19 protein-coding genes are annotated in these 20,893 nt (G+C 70.0%); 9 read left to right on the top strand and 10 right to left on the bottom strand.

All coding sequences use genetic code 11. The features are described from left to right. Window positions 1–15: 15 nt before the first annotated feature. The 3 genes from NO998_RS05590 to NO998_RS05580 all read left to right on the top strand — a co-directional run bounded on the left by NO998_RS05590 (window position 16) and on the right by NO998_RS05580 (window position 4,320). Window positions 16–2,142: a PKD domain-containing protein gene (locus NO998_RS05590; RefSeq protein ID WP_267646085.1), complete on the top strand. Its 2,127-nt coding sequence runs from the start codon at window positions 16–18 to the stop codon at window positions 2,140–2,142. A gap of 58 nt (window positions 2,143–2,200) precedes the next feature. Then, on the top strand, window positions 2,201–3,223 hold the full coding sequence (locus NO998_RS05585; protein ID WP_267646084.1) for a PGF-CTERM sorting domain-containing protein: 1,023 nt from the start codon (window positions 2,201–2,203) through the stop codon (window positions 3,221–3,223). 89 nt (window positions 3,224–3,312) lie between these two features. Then, window positions 3,313–4,320, top strand: coding sequence for a calcium/sodium antiporter (locus NO998_RS05580; protein WP_267646083.1), 1,008 nt, complete (start codon window positions 3,313–3,315; stop codon window positions 4,318–4,320). A 19-nt stretch (window positions 4,321–4,339) separates the two neighbouring features. On the opposite strand, the gene NO998_RS05575 is transcribed toward NO998_RS05580, so the two are convergent. The 5 genes from NO998_RS05575 to NO998_RS05555 form a co-directional block, all read right to left on the bottom strand. After that, window positions 4,340–5,566 carry an APC family permease gene (locus NO998_RS05575; RefSeq protein WP_267646082.1) on the bottom strand — a complete coding sequence of 409 codons (1,227 nt, stop codon included), beginning with the start codon at window positions 5,564–5,566 and terminating at the stop codon, window positions 4,340–4,342. A gap of 113 nt (window positions 5,567–5,679) precedes the next feature. Next, a complete protein-coding gene (locus NO998_RS05570) occupies window positions 5,680–6,264 on the bottom strand; it encodes a hypothetical protein (RefSeq protein WP_267646081.1) in 585 nt (194 codons plus the stop codon). 12 nt (window positions 6,265–6,276) lie between these two features. Further along, window positions 6,277–8,034 carry a b(o/a)3-type cytochrome-c oxidase subunit 1 gene (locus tag NO998_RS05565; protein WP_267646080.1) on the bottom strand — a complete coding sequence of 586 codons (1,758 nt, stop codon included), beginning with the start codon at window positions 8,032–8,034 and terminating at the stop codon, window positions 6,277–6,279. Then, window positions 8,034–8,555 (bottom strand): cytochrome c oxidase subunit II, encoded by a 522-nt coding sequence (locus NO998_RS05560; protein WP_267646079.1) that lies wholly within the window; start codon window positions 8,553–8,555, stop codon window positions 8,034–8,036. The genes NO998_RS05565 and NO998_RS05560 overlap by 1 nt, the downstream gene beginning before the upstream one ends. 3 nt (window positions 8,556–8,558) lie before the next feature. Next, on the bottom strand, window positions 8,559–9,776 hold the full coding sequence (locus NO998_RS05555; RefSeq protein WP_267646078.1) for a halocyanin domain-containing protein: 1,218 nt from the start codon (window positions 9,774–9,776) through the stop codon (window positions 8,559–8,561). A 99-nt stretch (window positions 9,777–9,875) separates the two neighbouring features. On the opposite strand from NO998_RS05555, the gene NO998_RS05550 reads away from it, so the two are divergent. Genes NO998_RS05550 through NO998_RS05535 form a run of 4 tightly spaced genes read left to right on the top strand, consistent with a single transcriptional unit; the run spans window position 9,876 to window position 14,022 of the window. Beyond that, window positions 9,876–10,058 carry a DUF8131 family protein gene (locus NO998_RS05550; protein ID WP_267646077.1) on the top strand — a complete coding sequence of 61 codons (183 nt, stop codon included), beginning with the start codon at window positions 9,876–9,878 and terminating at the stop codon, window positions 10,056–10,058. 3 nt (window positions 10,059–10,061) lie between these two features. Then, window positions 10,062–10,832 carry a sulfite exporter TauE/SafE family protein gene (locus NO998_RS05545; RefSeq protein ID WP_267646076.1) on the top strand — a complete coding sequence of 257 codons (771 nt, stop codon included), beginning with the start codon at window positions 10,062–10,064 and terminating at the stop codon, window positions 10,830–10,832. Continuing rightward, window positions 10,829–13,342: a heavy metal translocating P-type ATPase gene (locus NO998_RS05540; protein ID WP_267646075.1), complete on the top strand. Its 2,514-nt coding sequence runs from the start codon at window positions 10,829–10,831 to the stop codon at window positions 13,340–13,342. The genes NO998_RS05545 and NO998_RS05540 overlap by 4 nt, the downstream gene beginning before the upstream one ends. Next, on the top strand, window positions 13,339–14,022 hold the full coding sequence (locus tag NO998_RS05535; protein ID WP_267646074.1) for a DUF7546 family protein: 684 nt from the start codon (window positions 13,339–13,341) through the stop codon (window positions 14,020–14,022). Before NO998_RS05540 ends, NO998_RS05535 begins: the two co-directional genes overlap by 4 nt. Here the strand turns inward: NO998_RS05535 and NO998_RS05530 are convergent. The 3 genes from NO998_RS05530 to NO998_RS05520 form a co-directional block, all read right to left on the bottom strand. Then, window positions 14,007–14,288: a DUF7526 family protein gene (locus tag NO998_RS05530; RefSeq protein WP_267646073.1), complete on the bottom strand. Its 282-nt coding sequence runs from the start codon at window positions 14,286–14,288 to the stop codon at window positions 14,007–14,009. The two genes, NO998_RS05535 and NO998_RS05530, sit on opposite strands and share 16 nt — an antisense overlap. A gap of 42 nt (window positions 14,289–14,330) precedes the next feature. Continuing rightward, window positions 14,331–15,266 carry a hypothetical protein gene (locus NO998_RS05525; RefSeq protein WP_267646072.1) on the bottom strand — a complete coding sequence of 312 codons (936 nt, stop codon included), beginning with the start codon at window positions 15,264–15,266 and terminating at the stop codon, window positions 14,331–14,333. 71 nt (window positions 15,267–15,337) lie between these two features. Continuing rightward, the gene (locus tag NO998_RS05520) at window positions 15,338–16,522 is read right to left on the bottom strand and encodes an ABC transporter permease (protein ID WP_267646071.1); all 1,185 of its coding nucleotides are present in this window, start codon (window positions 16,520–16,522) and stop codon (window positions 15,338–15,340) included. 154 nt (window positions 16,523–16,676) lie between these two features. Between NO998_RS05520 and NO998_RS05515 the strand changes: the two genes are divergently transcribed. Then, window positions 16,677–17,651: an ABC transporter permease subunit gene (locus NO998_RS05515; RefSeq protein ID WP_267646070.1), complete on the top strand. Its 975-nt coding sequence runs from the start codon at window positions 16,677–16,679 to the stop codon at window positions 17,649–17,651. Here the strand turns inward: NO998_RS05515 and NO998_RS05510 are convergent. After that, window positions 17,644–18,945, bottom strand: coding sequence for a PrsW family glutamic-type intramembrane protease (locus NO998_RS05510; RefSeq protein ID WP_267646069.1), 1,302 nt, complete (start codon window positions 18,943–18,945; stop codon window positions 17,644–17,646). The two genes, NO998_RS05515 and NO998_RS05510, sit on opposite strands and share 8 nt — an antisense overlap. A gap of 79 nt (window positions 18,946–19,024) precedes the next feature. On the opposite strand from NO998_RS05510, the gene dph5 reads away from it, so the two are divergent. Further along, the gene (dph5, locus tag NO998_RS05505) at window positions 19,025–19,822 is read left to right on the top strand and encodes a diphthine synthase (RefSeq protein ID WP_267646068.1); all 798 of its coding nucleotides are present in this window, start codon (window positions 19,025–19,027) and stop codon (window positions 19,820–19,822) included. Here dph5 and artA read toward each other — a convergent pair. Beyond that, window positions 19,819–20,868 (bottom strand): archaeosortase A, encoded by a 1,050-nt coding sequence (artA, locus tag NO998_RS05500; RefSeq protein WP_267646067.1) that lies wholly within the window; start codon window positions 20,866–20,868, stop codon window positions 19,819–19,821. The two genes, dph5 and artA, sit on opposite strands and share 4 nt — an antisense overlap. Window positions 20,869–20,893: the final 25 nt, after the last annotated feature.

Genomic DNA, 20,893 nt, shown 5'->3' with positions numbered 1-20,893 from the left:
AGCGACACACCACCCATGACCCCATCCGTACGCAAACACCTCAGACAGACGACCGCCGCGCTCGCGGCGCTGCTGCTCGTCCTCTCGGTCCTCGGGCCGGTCGGGACGGTCGCGGCCCAGCCGAGCGTCACGGTCACCCAGTCCGCGGACAGCACGACAGTCACCCCCGGCGACACGGTGACGCTGACGGCCGATTTCGTCGTCAGTGAACTCAACGCGCCGCAGTTGAGCGCGACGACCCCGGACGGCTGGGAGATCGAGTCCCAGTCGGCCGACGGTCCGGTCGCGTACAACGACGGCACCTGGACCTGGCTCGCCGGCGACGAGGACGGCGTCAACGTGAGCTACACCGTCGAGTACACGGTGAGCGTCCCCGACGACGCCGAACCCGGACAGTACACCATCGGTCTCGAAGGGTCGGCGCTGAGCCCTGACGACACCGAGACGACCGACAGCGCCAGCACGACCGTCACCGTCGAGGAACCGGACACGAACAGCCCGCCGACCGCCGACGCCGGCACGGACCAGACGGTCAACGAGAGCACGTCCGTCTCCCTCGACGCCAGCGGTTCGAGCGACCCGGACGGCGACAGCTTGAGCTACTCGTGGACCCAGACCGGCGGCCCCGACGTGACGCTCTCTGACGCCTCGACGGCGACGCCGAGTTTCACCGCCCCCGCGGTCGACGCCGACGACACGCTCACCTTCGAGGTGACCGTCTCCGACGGCGAGGCCAGCGACAGCGACACGGTGACCGTCGCCGTCCAGAACGTCCCGGATGAGCCCGAGAACGTGGCGCCGACCGCCGACGCTGGCGCCGACCAGACCGTCGACGAGTCGACGACCGTGGTGCTGTCCGGGGACGCGTCCTCGGACGCCGACGGCACCATCGAGAGCTACGCGTGGACCCAGACCGGCGGCCCCGACGTGACGCTCTCGGACGCCTCGTCGGCGACACCGGAGTTCACGGCGCCCGACGTGGACGCGGAGACCGCGCTCACCTTCGAACTCGCGGTCACGGACGACGACGGCGCGACCAGCACCGACACGACGACCGTCACCGTACAGGACACCGATACCGAGGAGCCGCCGGCGCTCGAGACATCGGTGAGCCTCTCCCCGGTGGACGGTGAGACGTCCGTCGGCGGCACGACGACGTTCGACCTCGTGATCGACAGCGCCGACGGCGGCGTCGGCGCCTACTCGGCGACGGTCTCGCTCGACGACGCGAGCGTCGGGTCGATCACGAACGTGGACCTGCTGGGGAGCCCGGCCGGCCAGACGACGGACATCGACATCGCCGCGGACGGCTCCTCGGTGAGCATCGACGCCGCGCTGATGAACACCTCCGACACCGGGAGCGTCACCGTCGCAACCGTCACCGTGCAGGGCGTGAGCGCCGGGTCGACCGACCTCTCGACGACCGTCGACGCGCTCGGGAACGAGCAGGGTGCCAGCTACACGGTCACCGACACGAGCGGCGCGTCGCTCACCGTGACCGAGAAGTCCACGTCGCTGAGCCTCTCGCCGACGAGCGACGAGATATCGGTCGACGACACGACCACGTACGATCTGGTCGTCGACACCGCCGACGGCGGTGTCGGTGCCTACACCGCGACGGTCTCGCTGGACGACGCGAGCGTGGCGGCCATCACCGGCGTCGACCTCGAAGGGAACCCGGCCGAACAGACGACCAACGTCGACATCGCCGCGGACGGCTCCTCGGTGACCATCGACGCCGCGCTGATGGACACGGCCGACACCGGGAGCGTGGTCATCGCGACCATCACGGTGGAGGCCGAGAACGCCGGGTCGACCGACCTCTCCGTCGCCGCCAGCGCCCTTGGCGACGAGGACGGCAACAACTACGGCATCACTGGCACCAACGGCGCCTCGCTCACCGTCACCGAGGTGACGGTCGGCGACTTCGCGAACCCGGTGACCGACACCGACGGCGACGGCCAGTACGAGGACATCAACGGCGACGGCACGCTCGACATCGTCGACGTACAGGCGCTGTTCGCGAACCTCGACGACGACGCCGTGGAGAACAACGTCGAGAAGTTCGACTTCAACGACGACGGCACGGTCGACATCGTCGACGTGCAAGCGCTGTTCTACGAGTTGGTCTCGGCCAGCTAAGCCGCCCAACCCGTTTTTCGATTCGACAAACCATCCCTCGAAAACCATACCACGATACATGAAACGAGAGACAGTTCGGAGCACGCTCGCGTCGATGGGGTTCACACTCGTCGCCGTCCTGCTGGTCCTGGCGACAGTGACGACTGCAGCCGGGGCAGGGGAGACGACCGTTCGATTGGCCACCGCAGAGCAGGTCACCGTCTCGGAGACGACGACGGTCGACATCGTCGTCGGGACCAGCGAGGGCGGCGTCGGTGCCTACAACGTCACCGTCGCCGTGGCGGACGCGGCGACGGCGGAGATCGTCGGCGTCGAACTCCACGGTGATCCGGCCGACGAGACCTCCCGCGTGGCCGTCGCGCCCGACGGCTCGTCGGTGACGGCAGTCGCAGCGCTGGCCGACACCGAGGACAGTGGCAGCGTATCCATCGCGACGGTCACGCTCCGCGGCGCCGAGGCCGGATCGACCGACCTCGACCTGACCGTGACCGCGCTCGGCGACGAGCAGGGGCACAGCTACACGACGGACGCTCGGGGGACCGAGCTAACCGTCGTTGGGAACGACGGGGACGAGAGTGGCGACAGCGGCGGTGACGACGGCGCTGGCGGTGACGACGGCGCTGGCGGTGACGATGGCGCTGGCGGTGACGACGGCGCTGGCGGTGACGACGGCGACGACGGCACCGGCAGTTCACCGGCGGCCGGTGACGGTGACTCCAGCGAAAACCGAGACGGCGGCGCCGCCGACGGGGACGTAGAGCCCACCGAGACTACCGCGGTGGACGACCCCGAGACGACGCCGACCGGCGAGTCGTCGGCGACGCCGACCCGGACGGCTTCGACTCCCACGCCAGCAGCCTCGACGGAAGCGGCGACTGCCACCAGCGCCGCGTCGACAGCGAGCCAGACAGCGACGACCGAAACGGCGACGCGGAGTAGCGCCGCTTCGACGGCGACTCCGGAGACGGCGACCGAGGCGGTGGACCGGCTGGAGACGACCGCCAGCACACCCGGCTTCGGCGTCTTCGTCGCCCTCCTCGCGCTGCTCACGGCTGCACTGGTGCTCCGGCGCGGGGGGTAACTCCCCACCCCTTCCTCGGTGGGTCGGCCGTCCCGCCGAGGGCGTCACCACCGGTAGCTCTTTACTCGGTTCTACTGTATCTTGACACGATGCCGGTCCTCGTCGACGCGCTGGTGTTCGTCGTCGCCCTCCTGGTGTTGCTGAAGGCGTCGGACACGTTCACCGCCGCCACCGCACAGATCGGCCTCTCCTTCGGGGTCTCGCCGTTCATCATCGGCGCCACCGTCGTCGCCGGCGGGACCTCCCTCCCCGAACTCGTCTCCTCCGTGATCGCGGTCGTCCGGGGCGCGCCGGCCATCGTCGTCGGCAACGCCGTCGGCTCCAACGTCGCCAACATCTTCATCGTCCTCGGGATCGCCGCCGTCGTCGGCGAGCGCATCTGGATCGAGCGCGAACTCGTCCGGGTCGATCTCCCGATACTGGTCGCCTCGACAGTGTTCGTCCTGATCGCCGTCTGGGACTCGCCGTTCGTCTGGTACGAGGGGCTACTCGGCCTTGCGCTGCTGGCGGTCTACATCCACTCGACACTATCGCGCCCGGCGCGCCTCGACGACACGGTCGAGGAACTCGTCGAGGAACACACCGGCGAGAGCCTCGACGCCGACGAGGCACCACCAACCGAGATCGAGGAGGCGGCCTCCGGCACCCGTGCTGGCCCGCGGACCTACGTCCTGCTCCTACTCAGTCTGGTGTTCGTCTTCCTCTCGGCGGACGGCCTCGTCCGGTCGATCATCGGGCTGGCCGCAAGCTTCGGCATCGGCACCGAGATCGTCGCGATCACCGCCGTCGGCGTCGGCACCTCGGTGCCCGAAATCGCCGTCAGCGTCGCCGCGGTCCGGAGCGGGGAACCCGAAATCGCCGTCGGGAACGTCCTCGGCTCGAACGTGTTCAACGGCCTCGCGGTGATCGGGCTTCCCAGCCTGCTCACGCCGCTCGTGATTCCGACCAACGTCCGGACGTTCGCCATCCCGGTGATGGTGCTGGCGACGCTGCTCTACTACTTCATCACGCAGGACCGCGAGATCACCCGCTGGGAGGGGGGCGTGCTGCTCGTCCTCTACGTGGTGTTCTTCGTCAATCTGCTCGAGTTCGCCTGATCGGCGCGGGAGGGTTCCCTCAGAGGAGCCCGACCGCCTCACCGAGGTAGAACGCGGCGAAGCCGAGACTCGTCACCACGCCGGCGGCGGCGGTCAGCGAGAACCGGCCGACGTTCCCCGGCGCTCTGAACCCCCGCTCGCGGTCGGGTTCCCGGTAGCGAAGCGCCAACAGCGCGGCGTTGATCAGGACGAACACCACCAGCAGGAGCAGGTTCGCCAGCCCCGCGACGGTCCCCACGTCGCCGAGCAGCGAGACGCCGGCCGTGATGGCGCCGACGAGGACGACGGCGTAGTGGGGCGTCCGCCGTTCGGGGTGGACCTGCGAGAACACCGTGGGGAACGAGTTGTACTCCGCCTTCGAGACGCCGTAGAGCATCCGCGAGGTGGATATCTGGAGGATCAACACCGTGTTCGTCGTCGAGAACAGCGCGATGACCGCCAGGGCGACGCCGGCGGCGGCACCCCAGCCCTGCTCGGCGACGAGCGCCAGCGGCGAGGCCGAGGCACCGAGGGTCTCCGGGTCCACGACGCCGACGGCCGACAGCGCGACGGCGACGTAGAGGACGGTCGTGATCCCGATCGAGAGCAGGATCGCTTGGGGGATCCGCGTGGTCGCGTCCCGCGTCTCCTCGGCGATGTTCACGAGCGACCCGAAGCCGACGTAGGCGAAGAAGACCAGGAACGCCGCCTGCACGGTGCCGACGCCGCCGTGGGGGGCGTCGAGCGGGTCGACGGTGCCCCACTCGCCGAACCCGACGGCGACGATGACGAGGAGGCCGACCACCTCGACCGCCGTGAACAGCACGTTCAGCCGCGCGGAGGTGTCGATCCCCCAGAAGTTCACCGCGGCCGTCGCGGCGACGAGTCCGATCGCCACGAGGGTCGTCGGGAGCGTCGGGACGAACGAGGAGAGGTAGCCGGCGAACGCCAGGGCGACGGCGGCCGCCGAGACGACGCCGACGAGCACCCGGAGCAGCGCGGTTAGCTCCGAGAGGCGCTTGCTGCCGAAGGCCGCCCGGACGTAGATGTAGTCGCCCTCGCCTTTGGGGTAGAGCGAGGCGAGTTCGGCGTAGCTCAGGCCGGTCAGGCTGGCGATGATCGCCGCCAGTACGAACGAGAGCACGACCGAGGGACCGGCCTGTCCGGCGGCCTCCCCGAGGATCGCGTAGATTCCGGCGCCGAGGATGAGGCCGACGCCGTACACCGTGGCACCGAACAGTCCTAACTCCCGTTCGAGTTCGGCCATCGCTCGGCAGGTTCGGTTGCCGACCGCATAAAGGGACCGCGGGTGACACGTTCCGGCGCGTGCGGGTGGTGTCGTGCCCGGACCGCCCAGCGCGCGCCCGGACCGCCCAGCGATCAGCCGACGATCGGCGGCCGCTCGACGGGGACGAACCGGTCGGCGACCGTCTCGCCGTCCCGCGTCGCGACGACTTCGACGGCGTCGGGAGTCGCCTCGTCCGAGACCGCCCACGCGGCCGTCACGCTCCGTGAAGTGCCGGGTTCGATCGAACCCGTGCTCGACACGCCGTCGACCGTGTCGCCGTCACGCAGACGGAGGCGGCGCGTCCGGAGTTCGACGGGCGAGTCCGTGCCGTTCTGCACGGCGACGCGGAGGACGTAGGTCCGGCCGCCCTCGCGCTGTTGCAGTTCCGAGGTCTCGATGGTCTCGGCCGCTGCCGTGTCGGGCAGGAGTTCGTCGCCGACGCCGACCGCGTCGGGGCGGTCCGTCGCCGTCGCGGTGTCGGTGTCGCCGGCCGCGTCGTCGTCCTCGCCGCCGGGAAGCAGTTCGCTGCTGAGTAGCCCGCCGAACGTCAGTAGCTCGACGACGATCGGGACGCCGAACGCGAGCACGGCGATCCACCGGATCAGCCGCCGGCGATCGATCTCCTCGTCCTCGCTCGGCGGCTCCGGTCTGTCGGTCTCCGTCGGTGAGTCGGGCATGTGGGTAGCGTGTTAGACCGGGAACACCGGGCTCCCCGGCGAGAGTAGGCCGTCGGCGAGCATATCGTAGAGCGGGACGCCGTAGGCCAGCAGCACCAGCGCGATCGCGATCGCGGTCCAGAGTTTGAGGTTGTCGAGCACCCGCGGCGACTCCTCGGGGCCCGACAGCGGCTCGGGAATCGCACCGTTGACCCGGAGCTGACTGTTGGGCTTCCCGAGCAGCCACGTCCCGGCCATCACCGCGAGGAACATGACCGCCCCGATGAACAGGAGGGTGCCGCCGATGGCGATCTGGATCCGCATCTCGCCGACCGTGCCGACGACGGCGTCGAAGCTGACCTGATCGTACTGGGGCTCGGCGGTGCGCCGGGGGATGCCCGCGAGGCCGCCGCGGTGCATCGCGTTCGACATCAGCACCATCCCGACGAACCAGACGAACGGCTGGACCGCCGCGATCCCCCGAAGCTGCAGGCGCTTCCCCGTGAGCTGCGGGACCAGCCAGTAGGAGATGGCCATCAGCGTCAGCGCGTACGCCGTGCCGACGGTGAGGTGGAAGTGGCCGGGCACCCAGATGGTGTTGTGGATGAGGTAGTTGATGTTCATCCCCGCGTTGATCATCCCGGAGAACCCCCCGGCGGCGAACATGATCCCCGCGAGCGCGATGCCGGAGAACGCCGGGCGCTCCCACGGGAGGTCTTTCAGCCACGCCAGCCTGCCCGTCGCCCCCTGCTGGCGCGCGCCGTGTTCCATGCTGGCGACGACGGTGAACAGGGTGAGCAGCGACGGTAACAGCAGGAAGAACGTGTTGGTCATCGCCACCAGCTTGTAGCCCGAGGCGATCCCGGGGTCGGTGTACTGGTGGTGGAACCCGACCGGCGTCGACAGCAGCAGGAACAGCACGAACGTCACCCGAGCGAGCGGGTCGCTGAACAGCCGACCGCCGGCCAGTTTCGGCAGCACGGTGTACCAGACGACGTACGCCGGCAGCAGCCAGAAGTACACGACCGGGTGGCCGAAGTACCAGAACAGCGTCCGTGTCAGCAGCGGGTCGACCTGACTGATCAGGCCGAGCGACCACGGGATGAGGAACACCACCACCTCGATGGCGACGCCGACCGAGGAGAGGTACCACATCAGCATGGTCGTCATGACCATGAACGACTGCAGCGGGATGCGCTCGTTCGGGTTCGACTGCCGCCACTCGCGGTACTGGAGGAACCAGTCGAGGCCCGCACCCCACGACCCGACGACGAGCAGCGCGGCGCCGACGTAGAACAGCGGGTGAGCCTCGAGCGGCGCGTAGAACGTGTAGAGCACGTCCGCACTCGCCGGGATCTGGTCGAACAGCCCGGAGAGGATGGTGAACGTCGCCAGCGCAGTACCGATCGACATCGTCCAGAGCCAGCCCTGGGTGAGGCGCTTGCTCGTCGGTGCCACCCCCAAACTCCGGGTGTTGGCCCAGTGGAACAGCCCCGCGATGCCGAACGTGGTGAACACCAGCGCGAGCAAGACGCCGTGGCCCGTCAGGATGGTGTAGTAGTCCGCGGAGGGGATGATCCGCAGCGTGTTCGTCCGGTGGAGCGCCTGGATCAGTCCGAAGAGCGCGCCGACGCCGAACGCCGCGAACGCGATCCACAGGCAGATCCGGGCGGTCCGGGCCGCCGCGGGGTACTGGTCGACGAACGCGAGCCGTCGGCGCGTGCCGTCGGCGCTCTCGACGTAGGCCTGTTCGGTACCGAAGCCGCTGTCGCCGCCGTGTTCAGTAGCCATCAGTTCTCACCTCCATCGAACGCCGACTCCTCGACGACGACCACCTGGCCCTCCATCGTGTGGTGGCCGCTGCCGCAGTACTCGTGGCAGACGATGCCGTACTTGCCCGTCTCGTCGAACGTGACGGTGAACTCCGCGATCTGACCGGGAATCACCATCGAGTTCACGTTCGTCCCCGCGAGGTTGAACCCGTGTGTCACGTCGGGCGTGGTGACGTGGAACGTCACCGGTTCGCCCGCTGGAACCCTGATCGCCTCCGAGGTGCCCGGCTGGAAGAGGTACTGCCGAGCGACGACGTAGACGTCGACGCCGTCCTCGGTGTCGTAAACGCCCGGTTCACGGAAGTTATCGACGGACTCGTAGTCGCCGTCGGCGATGACCGACGGGTCGACCGTGCCGCCGCTGTCGTCGACCATGGCGATCCCGGGGCCGACCGCGCCGTAGATGATGGTCCCGATGAACGCGACGACCAGGACGAGCGATGCGCCGAACCAAAGTCTCTCGAATCGGTGAACGTGCATAGATTAGCCAGTGATAGTGGGACCGCCGACGAACTCGACGAAGTACATGAAGACCCACAGCAGCGCGATCAGGACGAAGTAGCCCGCGACCAGCGCCGCCGTGCCGACCGGGTCGTAGTCGCCGTCGATCTCTTCGACTGGCTCGGCCCCGACCGCCTCCGTGGCCTGCTCGCCAGTGTAGGCCCGCTCGTTTCGCTGGTGCTCGCGGTAGGCGGTGTAGGACTCGGCACCGAGGACGCTCCCCACTGCGAGAGCAGTGCCGCCGCCGAACAGCGTCGCCAGCCAGCCGACGAAGTCCGAGGGCATGGGAACCGAGAAGCCGTCGTTCCCGGCCGCTTCCGTCTCGGCCTCGCCGCCGCCGTCACCGCCGCCACCGCCGCCACCGCCGACGGCGCCGACGACGATTGCCCCCTTCATCCCGAGGGACTGGTGGGGCGTACAGACGTACTCGAAGACGCCCTCGTTCTCGAAGGTGTGGCTGAACGTGTAGCCCTCCTCCGCCGAGAGGTCGGATTCGAAGGAGCCGTCCTCCGCGACGACGTTGTGTGAGCTCCCCCGCCCGGTCCACTCCCAGACGACCGTGGCGCCGGGGTCGATCCGGACCGCCGCCGGCCCGAACCCGTAGGGTTGGCCGCCGTTGTCCACGCCGACCTCGACGGTCACCTCCGATTGGCCCCGCTGGTCGACGGTGCCGTCGTAGTTGCTCACGTCGTCGAACCAGCCGCCGTAGTCGGGCTCGGAGACGCTGCCGCCGTCCGAACCGCCGACGACGACCGCCCCCTTCATCCCGAGTGACTGGTGGGGCGTGCAGACGTACTTGAACGTCCCCTCGCTCTCGAAGGTGTGGCTGAACGTGTATCCCTCCTCCGCCGAGAGGTCGGACTCGAAGGAGCCGTCCTCCGCGACGACGTTGTGTGAACTTCCCCGTCCGGTCCATTCCCAGACGACGGTCGCCCCGGGGTCGATCCGGACCGCTGCCGGCCCGAACCCGTAGGGCTGGCCGCCGTTGTCCACGCCGACCTCGACGGTCACCTCGTCCTGCCCGGTGCGGTCGACGACGCCGTCGTAGTTGTCGACGTCGTCGAACCAGCCGTCGAACGTCGACGACTGGGCCGCCGCGGGGGCGGTCGCGCCCAGCAGCGCCCCGGTCGCCGCGACGCCGCCGGCGGCGAGGAACCGTCGCCGTGTCGGCCGTGGTTGTCTGTCGCCGTTCTGTTCCATGTCGCCGCCTTGTACCTCGGTTCATTAACCGACCCCGGCGGTTCCCACGGCGTAGGAACCGCCGCAGGGGAGTACCACGGGGAACCCCTACTGACTCCTATGTCTGCACGAAAACTGATCGGGATCTCGCTCGCCTCGCTCGTCCCGGTGTGGGTGTACGCCCTCGGCGTCAGCGGCGGCGTCGGCGTCGGGCTGGCCTCGACGGCGTGTGTGCTGCTGATCGTCGGTGGCCTCTACATGATGTTCGGACCCCACGAGACCCCCGACGCCGGCGGGCACTGAGCCATGACCGGGGTCGGCGGCGCCGTCGAGTTGGGGGCGTTCCTGCTGGTCGGCCTGCTCGGCGGCGCCCACTGTCTGGGGATGTGTGGCCCCCTCGTGACGGCGTACGCCGGCGACGCCGGCGGCCGGCAGGGCCGAGTCACCCTCCGTGACGTCCGACAGCAGGGGCTGCTGACCGTCGGTCGCGTGGGTACCTACGCGCTCGTGGGCGCCGTGCTGGGCGCACTCGGGGGCGCAACGGTCGCCGGCGGGGGGCTCTTCGCCGGGGTCGATCTGGTCCGCGGCCTCGTCGGCGTCGCCGCCGGCGCCGTCGTGCTCGTCGTCGGCGCGGGCTACGTCCGCGGCCGGCCGATCGATCCGGGCCGGCTCCCGATCCCCGGCAGTTCGGGGGCGTTCGCGAGGCTCGCGACGCTGGCACGCGACCGCGCGGAGACGTGGGCACGAGGCCCCCGGATCGCGCTGTTGGGGTCGATCCACGCGCTGTTGCCGTGTCCGCTGCTGTACCCGGCGTACCTCTACGCGTTCGCCCGCGGATCGCCGCTCGCGGGTGCGCTCGCGCTCGGTACGCTCGGCGTCGGCACGGCGCCGGCGATGGTCGGCTACGCGACGGTGCTCGGCGCCGTGCCGGCTCCGGTCCGCTCACGGCTCCACCGCGTCCTCGGCGTCGCGTTCCTCGCGCTCGGCCTGCTGCCGCTGTTGCACGGGCTCGCGCTGCTCGGGGTCCCGGTGCCACACCTCCAACTGCCCCACTACGCGGAGGTGCCGACGCCATGAGCGACGGCTGCACCCTGTGTGGGCTGCCGACACCCGACCAGCCCCTGACCGCCGAGGACCTCCGGGGGAGCCCGGACGAGGCCGGCGAGGTCGAGGGGGTGTTCTGCTGTCGGGGCTGTCTCGAAGTCGCCCGGAGCCTCGACGACCCGTCGGCGATGGCCGCCCAGGACGCCCGCGAGGCAGTCCGGGGGTCGACGGAGTCCGACCCGGTCCCGGAGGACGCCGAGACCGCGTACCTCCGGGTCGACGGGATGCACTGTGCCAGCTGTGAGGCGTTCCTCGAACGGCGGGCGACCGACGGCGACGGCGTCGCGGCCGCCGACGCGAACTCCCCAGCGAACGCGATGCGGGTCCACTACGACCCGGACGACACCGACCCGGCCGCTATCGCCGAGGCCGTCTCGGGTGTCGGCTACACCGCCGGCCCGACGACCGACGAACCCCACGACGACGGCGAGGACGCGACGGTCGGGCGACTGCTCGTCGGGGGGTTCTTCGGGATGATGGCGATGATGTGGTACGTCCTCTTTCTCTACCCGGTCTACTTCGGGCTCCCGCCGGAGGCGCTGCTGTTCGACCTCGGGGACGGTGCCGGGAGGTTCCTGCTGGCGAACGTCTGGCTCTCGGCGACGGTCGTGCTCGGCTACACCGGCGCGCCGCTGCTCCGCGGGGCGTACGTCGCCGTTCGGACCCGCCAGCCCAACATGGACCTGCTCGTCGCGCTGGCGGCGACGACCGCCTACTGCTACAGCGCGCTCGCGGTGCTCTCGGGTCGGGTCGAGGTGTACTTCGACGTGACCATCGTCGTCGTGCTGGCGGTGACCGTCGGGAGCTACTACGAGGGCCGGATCACCGAACGCGCGCTGAGCGAACTGACCGACCTCACCCGCGAGCGCGTCTCGACGGCGCGGCTCCGGACCGCCGACGGGAGCGAGTCAGTTCCGATCGAGGCCGTCGACGGCGGCGACGAACTGATCGTCCGCCCGGGCGAGCGCGTTCCGGTCGACGGCGAGGTGATCGACGGCACTGCCGCGGTCGACGAGTCGCTCATCACGGGCGAGTCGCTCCCCGTCCGACGCGGCCGGGGTGACGCGGTTCGGGGCGGCACGGTCGTCTCGGACGGCCGCCTCGTCGTTCGTGCCGCCGACGGCGCCGAGCGCACGCTCGACCGCGTGGTCTCGCTGCTCTGGGACGTGCGGGGCGAGGGCGCACCCCAGCGGCTGGCCGACGCGCTGGCGACGGTGTTCGTCCCCGTCGTGCTCGTGTTGGGGACGCTCGCGTTCGCCGTCCACCTGCTGCTCGGCGCGCCGCTGACCGAGGCGCTGCTGACGGGGCTGGCGGTGCTCGTGGTCTCCTGTCCCTGCGCGCTGGGGTTGGCGACGCCGTTGGCCATCGCCGCCGGCACGCGCTCGCTCCTCGCGGACGGCGTCGTGCTCACCGACGGGAGCGCCGTCGAGACGGCCCGACAGGTCGATGTGGTCGCCCTCGACAAGACCGGCACCCTCACCACCGGGGAGATGGCGCTGCACGCGGTCGAGACCGCCGACGGCGTCGACGAGGGGACGGTGCTCGGCCGGGCCGCGGCGGTGGAAGCCCGTTCGGACCACCCGGTCGCGGCCGCCGTCGTCGACGCCGCGAGCCGTTCGTCGGGGGCTGTCGGCCCCGAATCGTCGGTCGCTGGCTTCGAGAGCCATCCCGGCCGCGGCGTCTCGGGACGCGTCGCCGACGGCCCGCGAGTGACGGTCGGGGACGAATCGCTGTTCGCCGACGCGACGGTCCCCGACGACCTCCGGAGCCGCTACGCGGACGCCGAGGGGTCCGGAAACCTGGCCGCCTACGTCGGCTGGGACGGCACCGTCCGTGGCGTGCTGGTCGCCGGCGACGACCCCCGCCCCGGCTGGCGGGAGGCCGTCGAGCGATTGGGTGAGGATCGCCGCGTGGTCGTCCTCACCGGCGACGAGGGGCCGGCGGCGGATCGCTTCCGGGACGTGCCGGGGATCGACGACGTGTACGCCGGCCTCCCGCCGGCGGGCAAGACCGAGACGGTTCGACGGCTCCGTGCGGAGGGGACGGTGGCGATGGTCGGCGACGGGAGCAACGACGCGCCCGCGCTGGCGGCCGCCGACCTCGGTATCGCGGTGGCCACCGGCACGGAACTGGCCGCCGACGCCGCCGACGCGGTGTTGGTGGGGAAGGACCTCGCCGCGGTCGACCGCGCCCTCGATACGCTTTCGGCGACGCGGCGGCGCGTCCGCGAGAACCTCGCGTGGGCGTTCCTCTACAACGCGGTCGCCGTACCCGCGGCGGCGTTGGGGGTCATCACGCCGCTGATCGCCGCGTTCGCGATGGCGGCCTCCAGCCTGCTCGTCGTCGGCAACACGACTCGCTCGCTCGGCCCGGACGAGCGCGCGTCGACGGATCGGGACGGCGAGAACGGGCGGGACCCCACGATCGAACCGGCCGGATCGACGCGGGAGCCCGCAGTCGCCGACGGGGGTGAGCGGGCGTGACCCGTACCGTCCGTGCGCCCGCGTGGTCGCTGCCGGCACCGGTCAGGACCGGGATCACCGCACTCGGCGTCCAGTCGGCGCTGGCGTTGCTCTACCTCACGCTGACCGACGCCGGGCTTGCGGCGCCGCGCACGCTGGCGGTGCCCGTGGTCTGGGTCACCGTCGCCGTCGTCGCCGTTCGGCACGCCGAGCGCCCGGCAGTCGGTCGATCGGGGGCCATCGTCTCCGGTGCCATCGGCGTCGCCTACGCGGTCGGTCTCGCGTGGCTGACCGGCGCGCTGGGGCCGGCGATGGGCGTGCCGACGGGTCTCGACGTGGTGTTGCTCCCACCGGGCTGGGGGCCGGTGGTTCGCTACCGTGGCGCCGAACTCGCCGTCTCGCTGCTCCCGTACCGTGCGGTCGGCGTCGCGGCGCTCGGCTACCTCGTGTCGCTCTCGGCGCGGGACGTGATCGGGAACGGTCTCTCGGCAGGAATCGGCGGGGTCGTGGCGCTCGGCTCGTGTGCGAGCTGTGCGCTGCCGCTGGTCACGAGCGCCGTCGGCGCGCTCGGCGGGGCCGGCATCGGCCTCGGCGCGGTTCCCAGCGTCGCGGGCGGGACATACCTGTTCGGGACGCTTGCGTACGTTCTCGCGGCCTGGGTGCTCGCCGCGCGGCCGCTCGACCGTTACACCACGCGGTAGACGCCCGCGATAGCGGTTTCCTCGACGACTGCGTCGATCGTCTCGCCCTCCACCGCCCCCGTCTCGCTGATGACGGTCACCGGTTCGATCGGTTTCCGGCGGAGCATCGCCCACACGAGTTCGAAGATCGACGGGTGGCCGCCGCGCCGACAGACCAACACGTGCCCGGAGCCAGCCAACTCCTGCAGGTCGGGTTCGAGGTCGTGGTCCCCCTGTTCGCTCGGCGGCACCGCGTGGATCACTTCGGCCTCGATTCGCTCGCTCATACTCGGTCCTCGGGCCCGAGCCGAAAGGCCGTGTCGGAACCGTCAGTTCGCCAGCCGATCGGCCGCCTCGTCGGCGCCGACGAGCGCGAGGCAGGCGACGAAAGCGGTCGTCCCCAGTTTGCCGCCGGCGCCCGCGAGGACCGGCGAGACAGCGAGCAACAGCACCCCCGAGAGCGCGCCGGCCGCGCCGACCCGGCGTTCGCCGTCGATACGGGCCGGGGCGACCATCCCGACGAAGCTGGCACAGAAGGCTGCGGTCGCCAGCAGTTCACCGCGGGGGTGGATCGGCGGGAGCACGAGGCCGCCGGCCAGTCCGACCACGGCGGAGGCGATGACGGCACCCAGCCCGTAGCGCACGCCGAGTGCCACCGTCGCGGCGGCGGCGACGGCGGCGACGGGCACCACCAGGACTGCCTCGCCCCAGGGTGGGACTGAGCCGGCGGCGAAGCTCACACCGGAGCCGGCGGCGACGACGAGACAACCGAACAGGGCGGTCGTTCCGAGTTTCCCGCCGAAGCCGTCGAACGCCCCGCGGCCGGCGACGAACAGCGCGCCGGCGGCGAGTCCGGCGGCGACCACGAGGTCGAGGTCGGAGAACACGGCCGGGGAGACCATCCCGACGAACGAGCCACAGTAGGCCGCGCTGTCGACCCGTGGGAGTGCGACCCCGGCGGCGAGGCCGACGGCCGCGGACGCGACGACGGGGCCGAGTCCGGCGTCGACGCTGAGGACGTACGTCAGCGCCGCGCCGCCGACGACGGCGAAGCCGTCGCCGAGGTCGCCCCGGTCCAACGCGAGCGTGTTCGTACGCCGGAGGGCGGTGAACTCCGTTCCGGCAGTGATGCCGCCGGCGATGATGGTTCCGGCCAACAGCGGGAGTCGCGGGGCAAACCCCTCGGCGGCGGCCGTGCTGGCGGCGAGGAGGACGAACGCGGTGAGGGCGAGCCCCGCGTAGCCGGGGAGTCGGTGACGCTCCACGGTCGAGGTGGGCCGACGGCGCCGGAAAGCGTTGCGTTCGCTTCCCGGGGTGTGCGGCGACAGCGCCGGCGTCAGTCGCTCCGGGGCTCCAGGGCGTCGACGAGCGCGTCGCCGACGACGTTGAACGAGAACACCGTCAGGAACAGCAACACCAGCGGGAACCCAGCCAGCCACCACGCCGCGGGCGGTCCGACGGAGAACAGGGCGTTGTAGATCAGTTCCCCCCACGAGAAGTTCGTCGGGTCCCCGAGCGTCGTCGTCCCGCCCGAGATGGCGATGACGATGAACGAGACGGACACCTCGACGAGGACGAACAGCGGTACCTGCAGGGCGACGTTGGTCAGGACCGAGGGCGCGATGTTGGGGAGCAGGTGCCGACCCAGCAGCCGCGCCGAGCCGACGCCGCCGAGTTCGGCCGCTTGGACGTACTGTTCGTTCCGGCGGACGCGGATCTCGTTTCTGACCAGTCGGGCCAGCCCGCCCCAACTGACGAACCCGAGGACGGCGATCAGCAGGCGGAGTCGGCCCTCGACCATCCAGAAGAACAGCAGGAAGTAGATCAGGATCGCGGGGAACGTCTGGAGCTGTTCGGCCAGCCACATCAGGGCCGTCTCGACGTGGCCACCGATCTCGGCGGCGGCGACGCCGGCACCGATGCCGGCGGGAACGACGATTGCCGTCGCCCCGAGGACGACACTCAGGCTGGTCCGGGTGCCGAGGACGAGCAACGGCACCATGTCCTTGCCCGCGATGGCGTTCGTCCCGAGCGGGAACGTCCACGTGCCCTGACAGCGCCCGTCGACGACGGGGCCGTAACACTGCGGGACGTACATCGTGTCGATGCTGCCCCAGACCGGCGGCTGTGAGGAGTAGAGGACGTTGAGCCGCGGTTCCTGGAAGTAGAGCGGGCCGAGCAGGCCGACGAGGAAGAAGGCAGTCAGGAACGCCAGACAGGCAACCGCCAGCCGGTTGGTGCGGAACTGGGTCCAGTAGGTACCGATCTGTTCGGGGTTCTGACTCACCGGGAGGGCCACTAGCGTGCCGACGACGAACAGGCCGGCGATCAGGAGCCAGTCGAGGCCGTCCATCGCCACGGGGAGCCCCGCGGAGAGGTAGTCGTAGCCGAACGCGGCGACCAACAGGACCGCCGTTGCCGGGAGCCACCGTGGGAGCGAGACGGCGGCGTCACTCGAGTCGTACTCGTTCCAGTCGACCGCCTCGAAGCGGCCGGAATCGGGGGAGAACTCTCGATTCATCGGGGACGTGTGCCATTCGGACGGAGCCGACACGACTAATAGATTGTGTGTTCGTCACACAGACACGTATGTTGCCCCGTACGCAGCCCTCCACGGAGCGACCGTGCACACGTCGATGCGTCGCCGACGAACGGAGTCGCCACACCGGACGCCGATGAGCGGCGCCGGATCGCTCCTCGCACGAACGGGACGGGCGGTCGTCTCGCTGTGTATCGCGTTCGTCATCTCGTTCGTGGCGATGGCGTACACCCCGAACCCGAACACCGGCCCGCGCGGGTACGTCCCCCGGTCGTTCGTCAACACCTACCCCGAGCCACGGTTCGTCGACCAGAACGAACCGCTCCTGAGCCAGTTCGTCGAGTGGGCTGGCCGCCTGCTGACCCTCGACCTCGGGACCATCAAAACGGCCGCCGGCGTGAAGCCGATCACGGCGGTGTTGGTGGACTCGTTGTCCGTGACGCTACTGTACCTGATCCCGGCTGCGATCATCGCGGTGACCGCCGGGACCCTGATCCAACTACTCGCCGTCGCCCTCGAACGGCGGGACCTGACCACCAAGACCACGCTCCTCGGCGCGGCCGCGGTGGCCACTCCGGTGTTCCTCTTTGCCTACCTGGTCCACATCTACCTGCCGGTGGTCGTGTTCCGGCTCTCCGGGTCGATCGTGAAGCTCGGCTACGACGCCCAGTCGAGTCCGCTCACCATACAGAACCTCCGGGCGCTGATCTGGCCGTTCCTCACGATGACGGTCTACCTCTTTGCCATCCAACTCCGGGCGGCGGGGACGGACTTAGAGCAGTACGCCGGCGAACCGTTCGTGAAGACCGCCCGGGCGAAGGGCGTCGGCATCCTCGGGATCTGCCGGCACGTCTTCCCCCACTCGGCGGCCCGACTGCTCACCGTGCTCTCCTCGGAGATGCTCGGGATCGTCCTCGTCGGCCTCTACGCCGTCGAGTGGGTGACCAAAACCCCCGGCTTCGGGACGCTCACTATCGACGCGGTCGGGAGCCGGCATCCGGGCCTCATCTTCGGCGTGGTGTTGCTCCCGGTCGGGCTGATCGTGTCGATGAACTTCCTGCAGGACGCCTACTACGACCTGATCGACCCGCGTGTCGATCCGGTCAGTTAGGCCCCGCTCCGTCCTCCTCCCCGGCCCGGTCGGCCGTCTCACCGCCGTCGTCGGGCGACGCCTCGCCCGCTCCTGTGTCGTCCGCCGCCGAGACATCGCTCTCGTCGTCGGTAGTACCGTCGTCGGCAGGACCAGCCACGTCAGCCGGTTCGCTATCGGTGGTACCGTCGCCGCCGGGCTCGCCGCCGGCGGACTCTCCATTACCGAATTCGCCGTCGCGTCGGTCGTCACTGCTCTCACCGTCCGTTCGGTTCGGAGCGTCCCAGACGGGGCCAGGGTCACTGGACGACTCCGGGTCCTGGGACTCAGTAGCCGTCTCCACCTCGGGAGTGCCGTCGTTCTCGCTGCCCTCGTCGACGGTATCGAGGTAGGTCAGCCGGTAGCGCTTGAGCTTCCGGTAGAGTAGGTAGAAGAAGAACCCGTCGAAGGCGATGACGAAGACGACGTACCCCCAACCGGGCAGGATCGAGAGGGGAGCGTAGGTGACGACGGTGTTGTAGGTGCCGTGGATCAGTGCGGCGATCAACAGCCCCTTGACGACGATGGGTCCGCGGTTATCGCGGTTGAACTTCGCCAGCCCGAGGTAGTAGCCCGCCCACGCCGAGTAGATGACGTGTCCCGGTCCCGCGAGCGCCCGCGAGGTGGCGGTGCCGAGCGCGGCGCCAATGGCCTGGGTCACGCCCGCCTCTTGGGCCTCGATGAACCCGCGGACGACGTAGAGGGTGTTCTCGATGGTCGCGAACCCCAACCCGGCGACGGCGCCGTACACCGCGCCGTCGATCACCGCGTCGAACTCCGGGCGCCGGTAGGCGTGGAGCCGGATCGCGAGCCACTTGACGGTCTCCTCGACGGGGGCGACGACGAGGAAGAAAAACAGCGTCATCCCCACGACGGGGATGAGGCCGAACCACTGCTGGAGGTAGGTGTTGGCCGTCGCCGCGAAGCTGGCGAACAGCACCGAGAGCACGAACGTGATCGCAAGCGTGTCGAGTGGCTCCTTCTCGACGACGTCCTGCCGCCAGACGAACGCCACGAGCAGGAACGCCGGCAACGCGGACAGCAACGCCACCGCCCCCAGCGTCGGCCGCCGGCTCGCCAGCCAGACGACACCCCCGATCTGTGCGAGGAACACGAACGCGGCCAGCAGGACGACGAACAGGCGAGCCCCTCCCGCGAGCGCGCTGTGGAGCCCCACGGCCGCCCGGTCGAGGACCGTTCGGGGCTCCCACGTCGCGATGTCGTAGAGGTCCCGGCCGTCGGTCGTCGCCGACTCGACCGGGTCAGTATCAGTCATACAACCCCCTGCGAACCCGAGCCACGTATTCCTTGCCGCCGATGAACACGGCTTTGGGCCCGCACCGACGAACTCGGGTATGCTCACTTTCGTCGGACTCGGGCTCTACGACGAGCGGTCGATCACCGTCGAGGGGCGGGAAGCCCTCGCAGCCGCCGACCGCGCGTTCGCGGAGTTCTACACCAGCCGGCTCGTTGGGACGACCGTCGAGGAGCTCGAAGCGTTCCACGACATCGACATCGAGGTGCGCGACCGGGCGGGCGTCGAACGCGACCCCGAGCCGATCCTCGATGCCGCCGAAACCGAGGACGTGGCGTTCCTGACCGCCGGGGACACGATGATCTCGACGACACACGTCGACCTCCGCCTGCGCGCCCACGAGCGCGGGATCGAGACCCGAGTGATCCACGGTGTCTCCGCCCAGTCGGCCGCCTCCGGGCTGACCGGCCTCCAGAACTACCGCTTCGGGAAGGCGACGACGCTGCCGTTCCCGGGCGCCCACGGCGGCGGCGACGTGCCCGACAGCGTGATCGACACCATCGAGGGGAACCGAGAGCGGGGGCTCCACACGCTGGTCTACCTCGACATCAAGGTCGACGACCCGACCGCCGACGCCGCGGGGCTGGGCGAGGACGAACGCTACATGACCGCCGACTACGCTGCAGGGCTGCTCGCCGAGGAGTGGACGGACGAACTCGCCGTCGTCGTCGCCCGCGCGGGGAGTCCGGAGCCGGTGGTCGCGGCCGATCGGCTCTCGGAGTTGGCAACGCGGGAGTTCGGTGGTCCGCTACACCTGCTCGTCGTGCCCGCAGCGCCACACCATCTGGAGGAAGAAGCGCTCGAAGCGCTCGCCGGCGCCCCGTCGTCGCTCTTTTAGTCGCCAGTCTCGGGGAGCTGTGCGTCAGTCGCCGTCCGGGGCAGTTCCAGTGCCTCGGAGAGGTCGTACTCGTCGCCGGTCACCATGAACAGCACGTCCTCGATGATCGTCAGGATCTCCGGTAGTTCCCGGACGACGAGGTAGGTGACGCCGACCAGCGCCACCACGGCCAGGACCTGACTGATGATCCGGTCGGAGACGTACCACGAGACCCGGTAGGGATCGGTGCCGCCGAACATCGTCAACACGAGGTTCGGGAAGACCTGGAGCAACTGCTCGCCGAAGGTGATCCCGATGAACGTCGTCCGGAGCAGGTTCAGTCCGTAGATGACGGGGACGGCGACGGCGAGCCCGCGCAGCTTCCGGCGCAGCGGCGCCCGCACGGCGCCGATGAGCCCGGCGAAGATGGCGATGCTCCCCAGTCCAGTACACGCGAGGACGACCGAGAACTGGAGGACATGCCCGTCGGCGGCGATGAACTCGTAGGTGTTCATGTAGCCCTGCGGTCCGGCGATCAGTTCGGGATCGGAGCCGAACAGGCGGATCATGAACCCCGTCTGGGCGGCGACGGTCTCGATCAGCACCTCACGGGGCGAGGGGATGCGGACGCCGCCGAGGTTGATCGCGGGGATGGTCTCGAAGGGGAGGTAGACCAGCCCCATGATCGCCGTCGACCGCGAGAGCAGGAACAGCGTGTCCCGGCCCTGCCACAGGAGGTAGCCCGCGTAGAGACTGGCGGGAACGGCGAGGAGGGCGAGGACACCCTCGACGTAGCTCTTGTGGACGAACGCGAAGTGCGGGAACAACAGCAGCCAGAAGACGGCGAACAATCCCCACCCCGCCGTCGCCGCGGTTCGGGCGTGACGGAGCTGGTGGCGTCCGGCGCCGATCGCTGCTTGAAGCGAGCCGCGCTGGGCGTTTCGGTCCCGGCGGCGCGCAGTGATTTCGAGCACCGCTCCGAGCGTGAACGCCCCGATGACGATCCACGCCAGCACGTCGGTCACGTCGAGGAGCCACGGCGGAACGCTACCCGCGATACCGGCCATACCTGAAGAACGAATCCCGCGGGTA

Origin of the sequence: Halolamina litorea, assembly GCF_026616205.1 — an archaeon.
GTDB classification, from domain to species: Archaea; Halobacteriota; Halobacteria; order Halobacteriales; family Haloferacaceae; genus Halolamina; species Halolamina litorea.
This window is presented reverse-complemented; position numbering and strand designations above follow the sequence as displayed.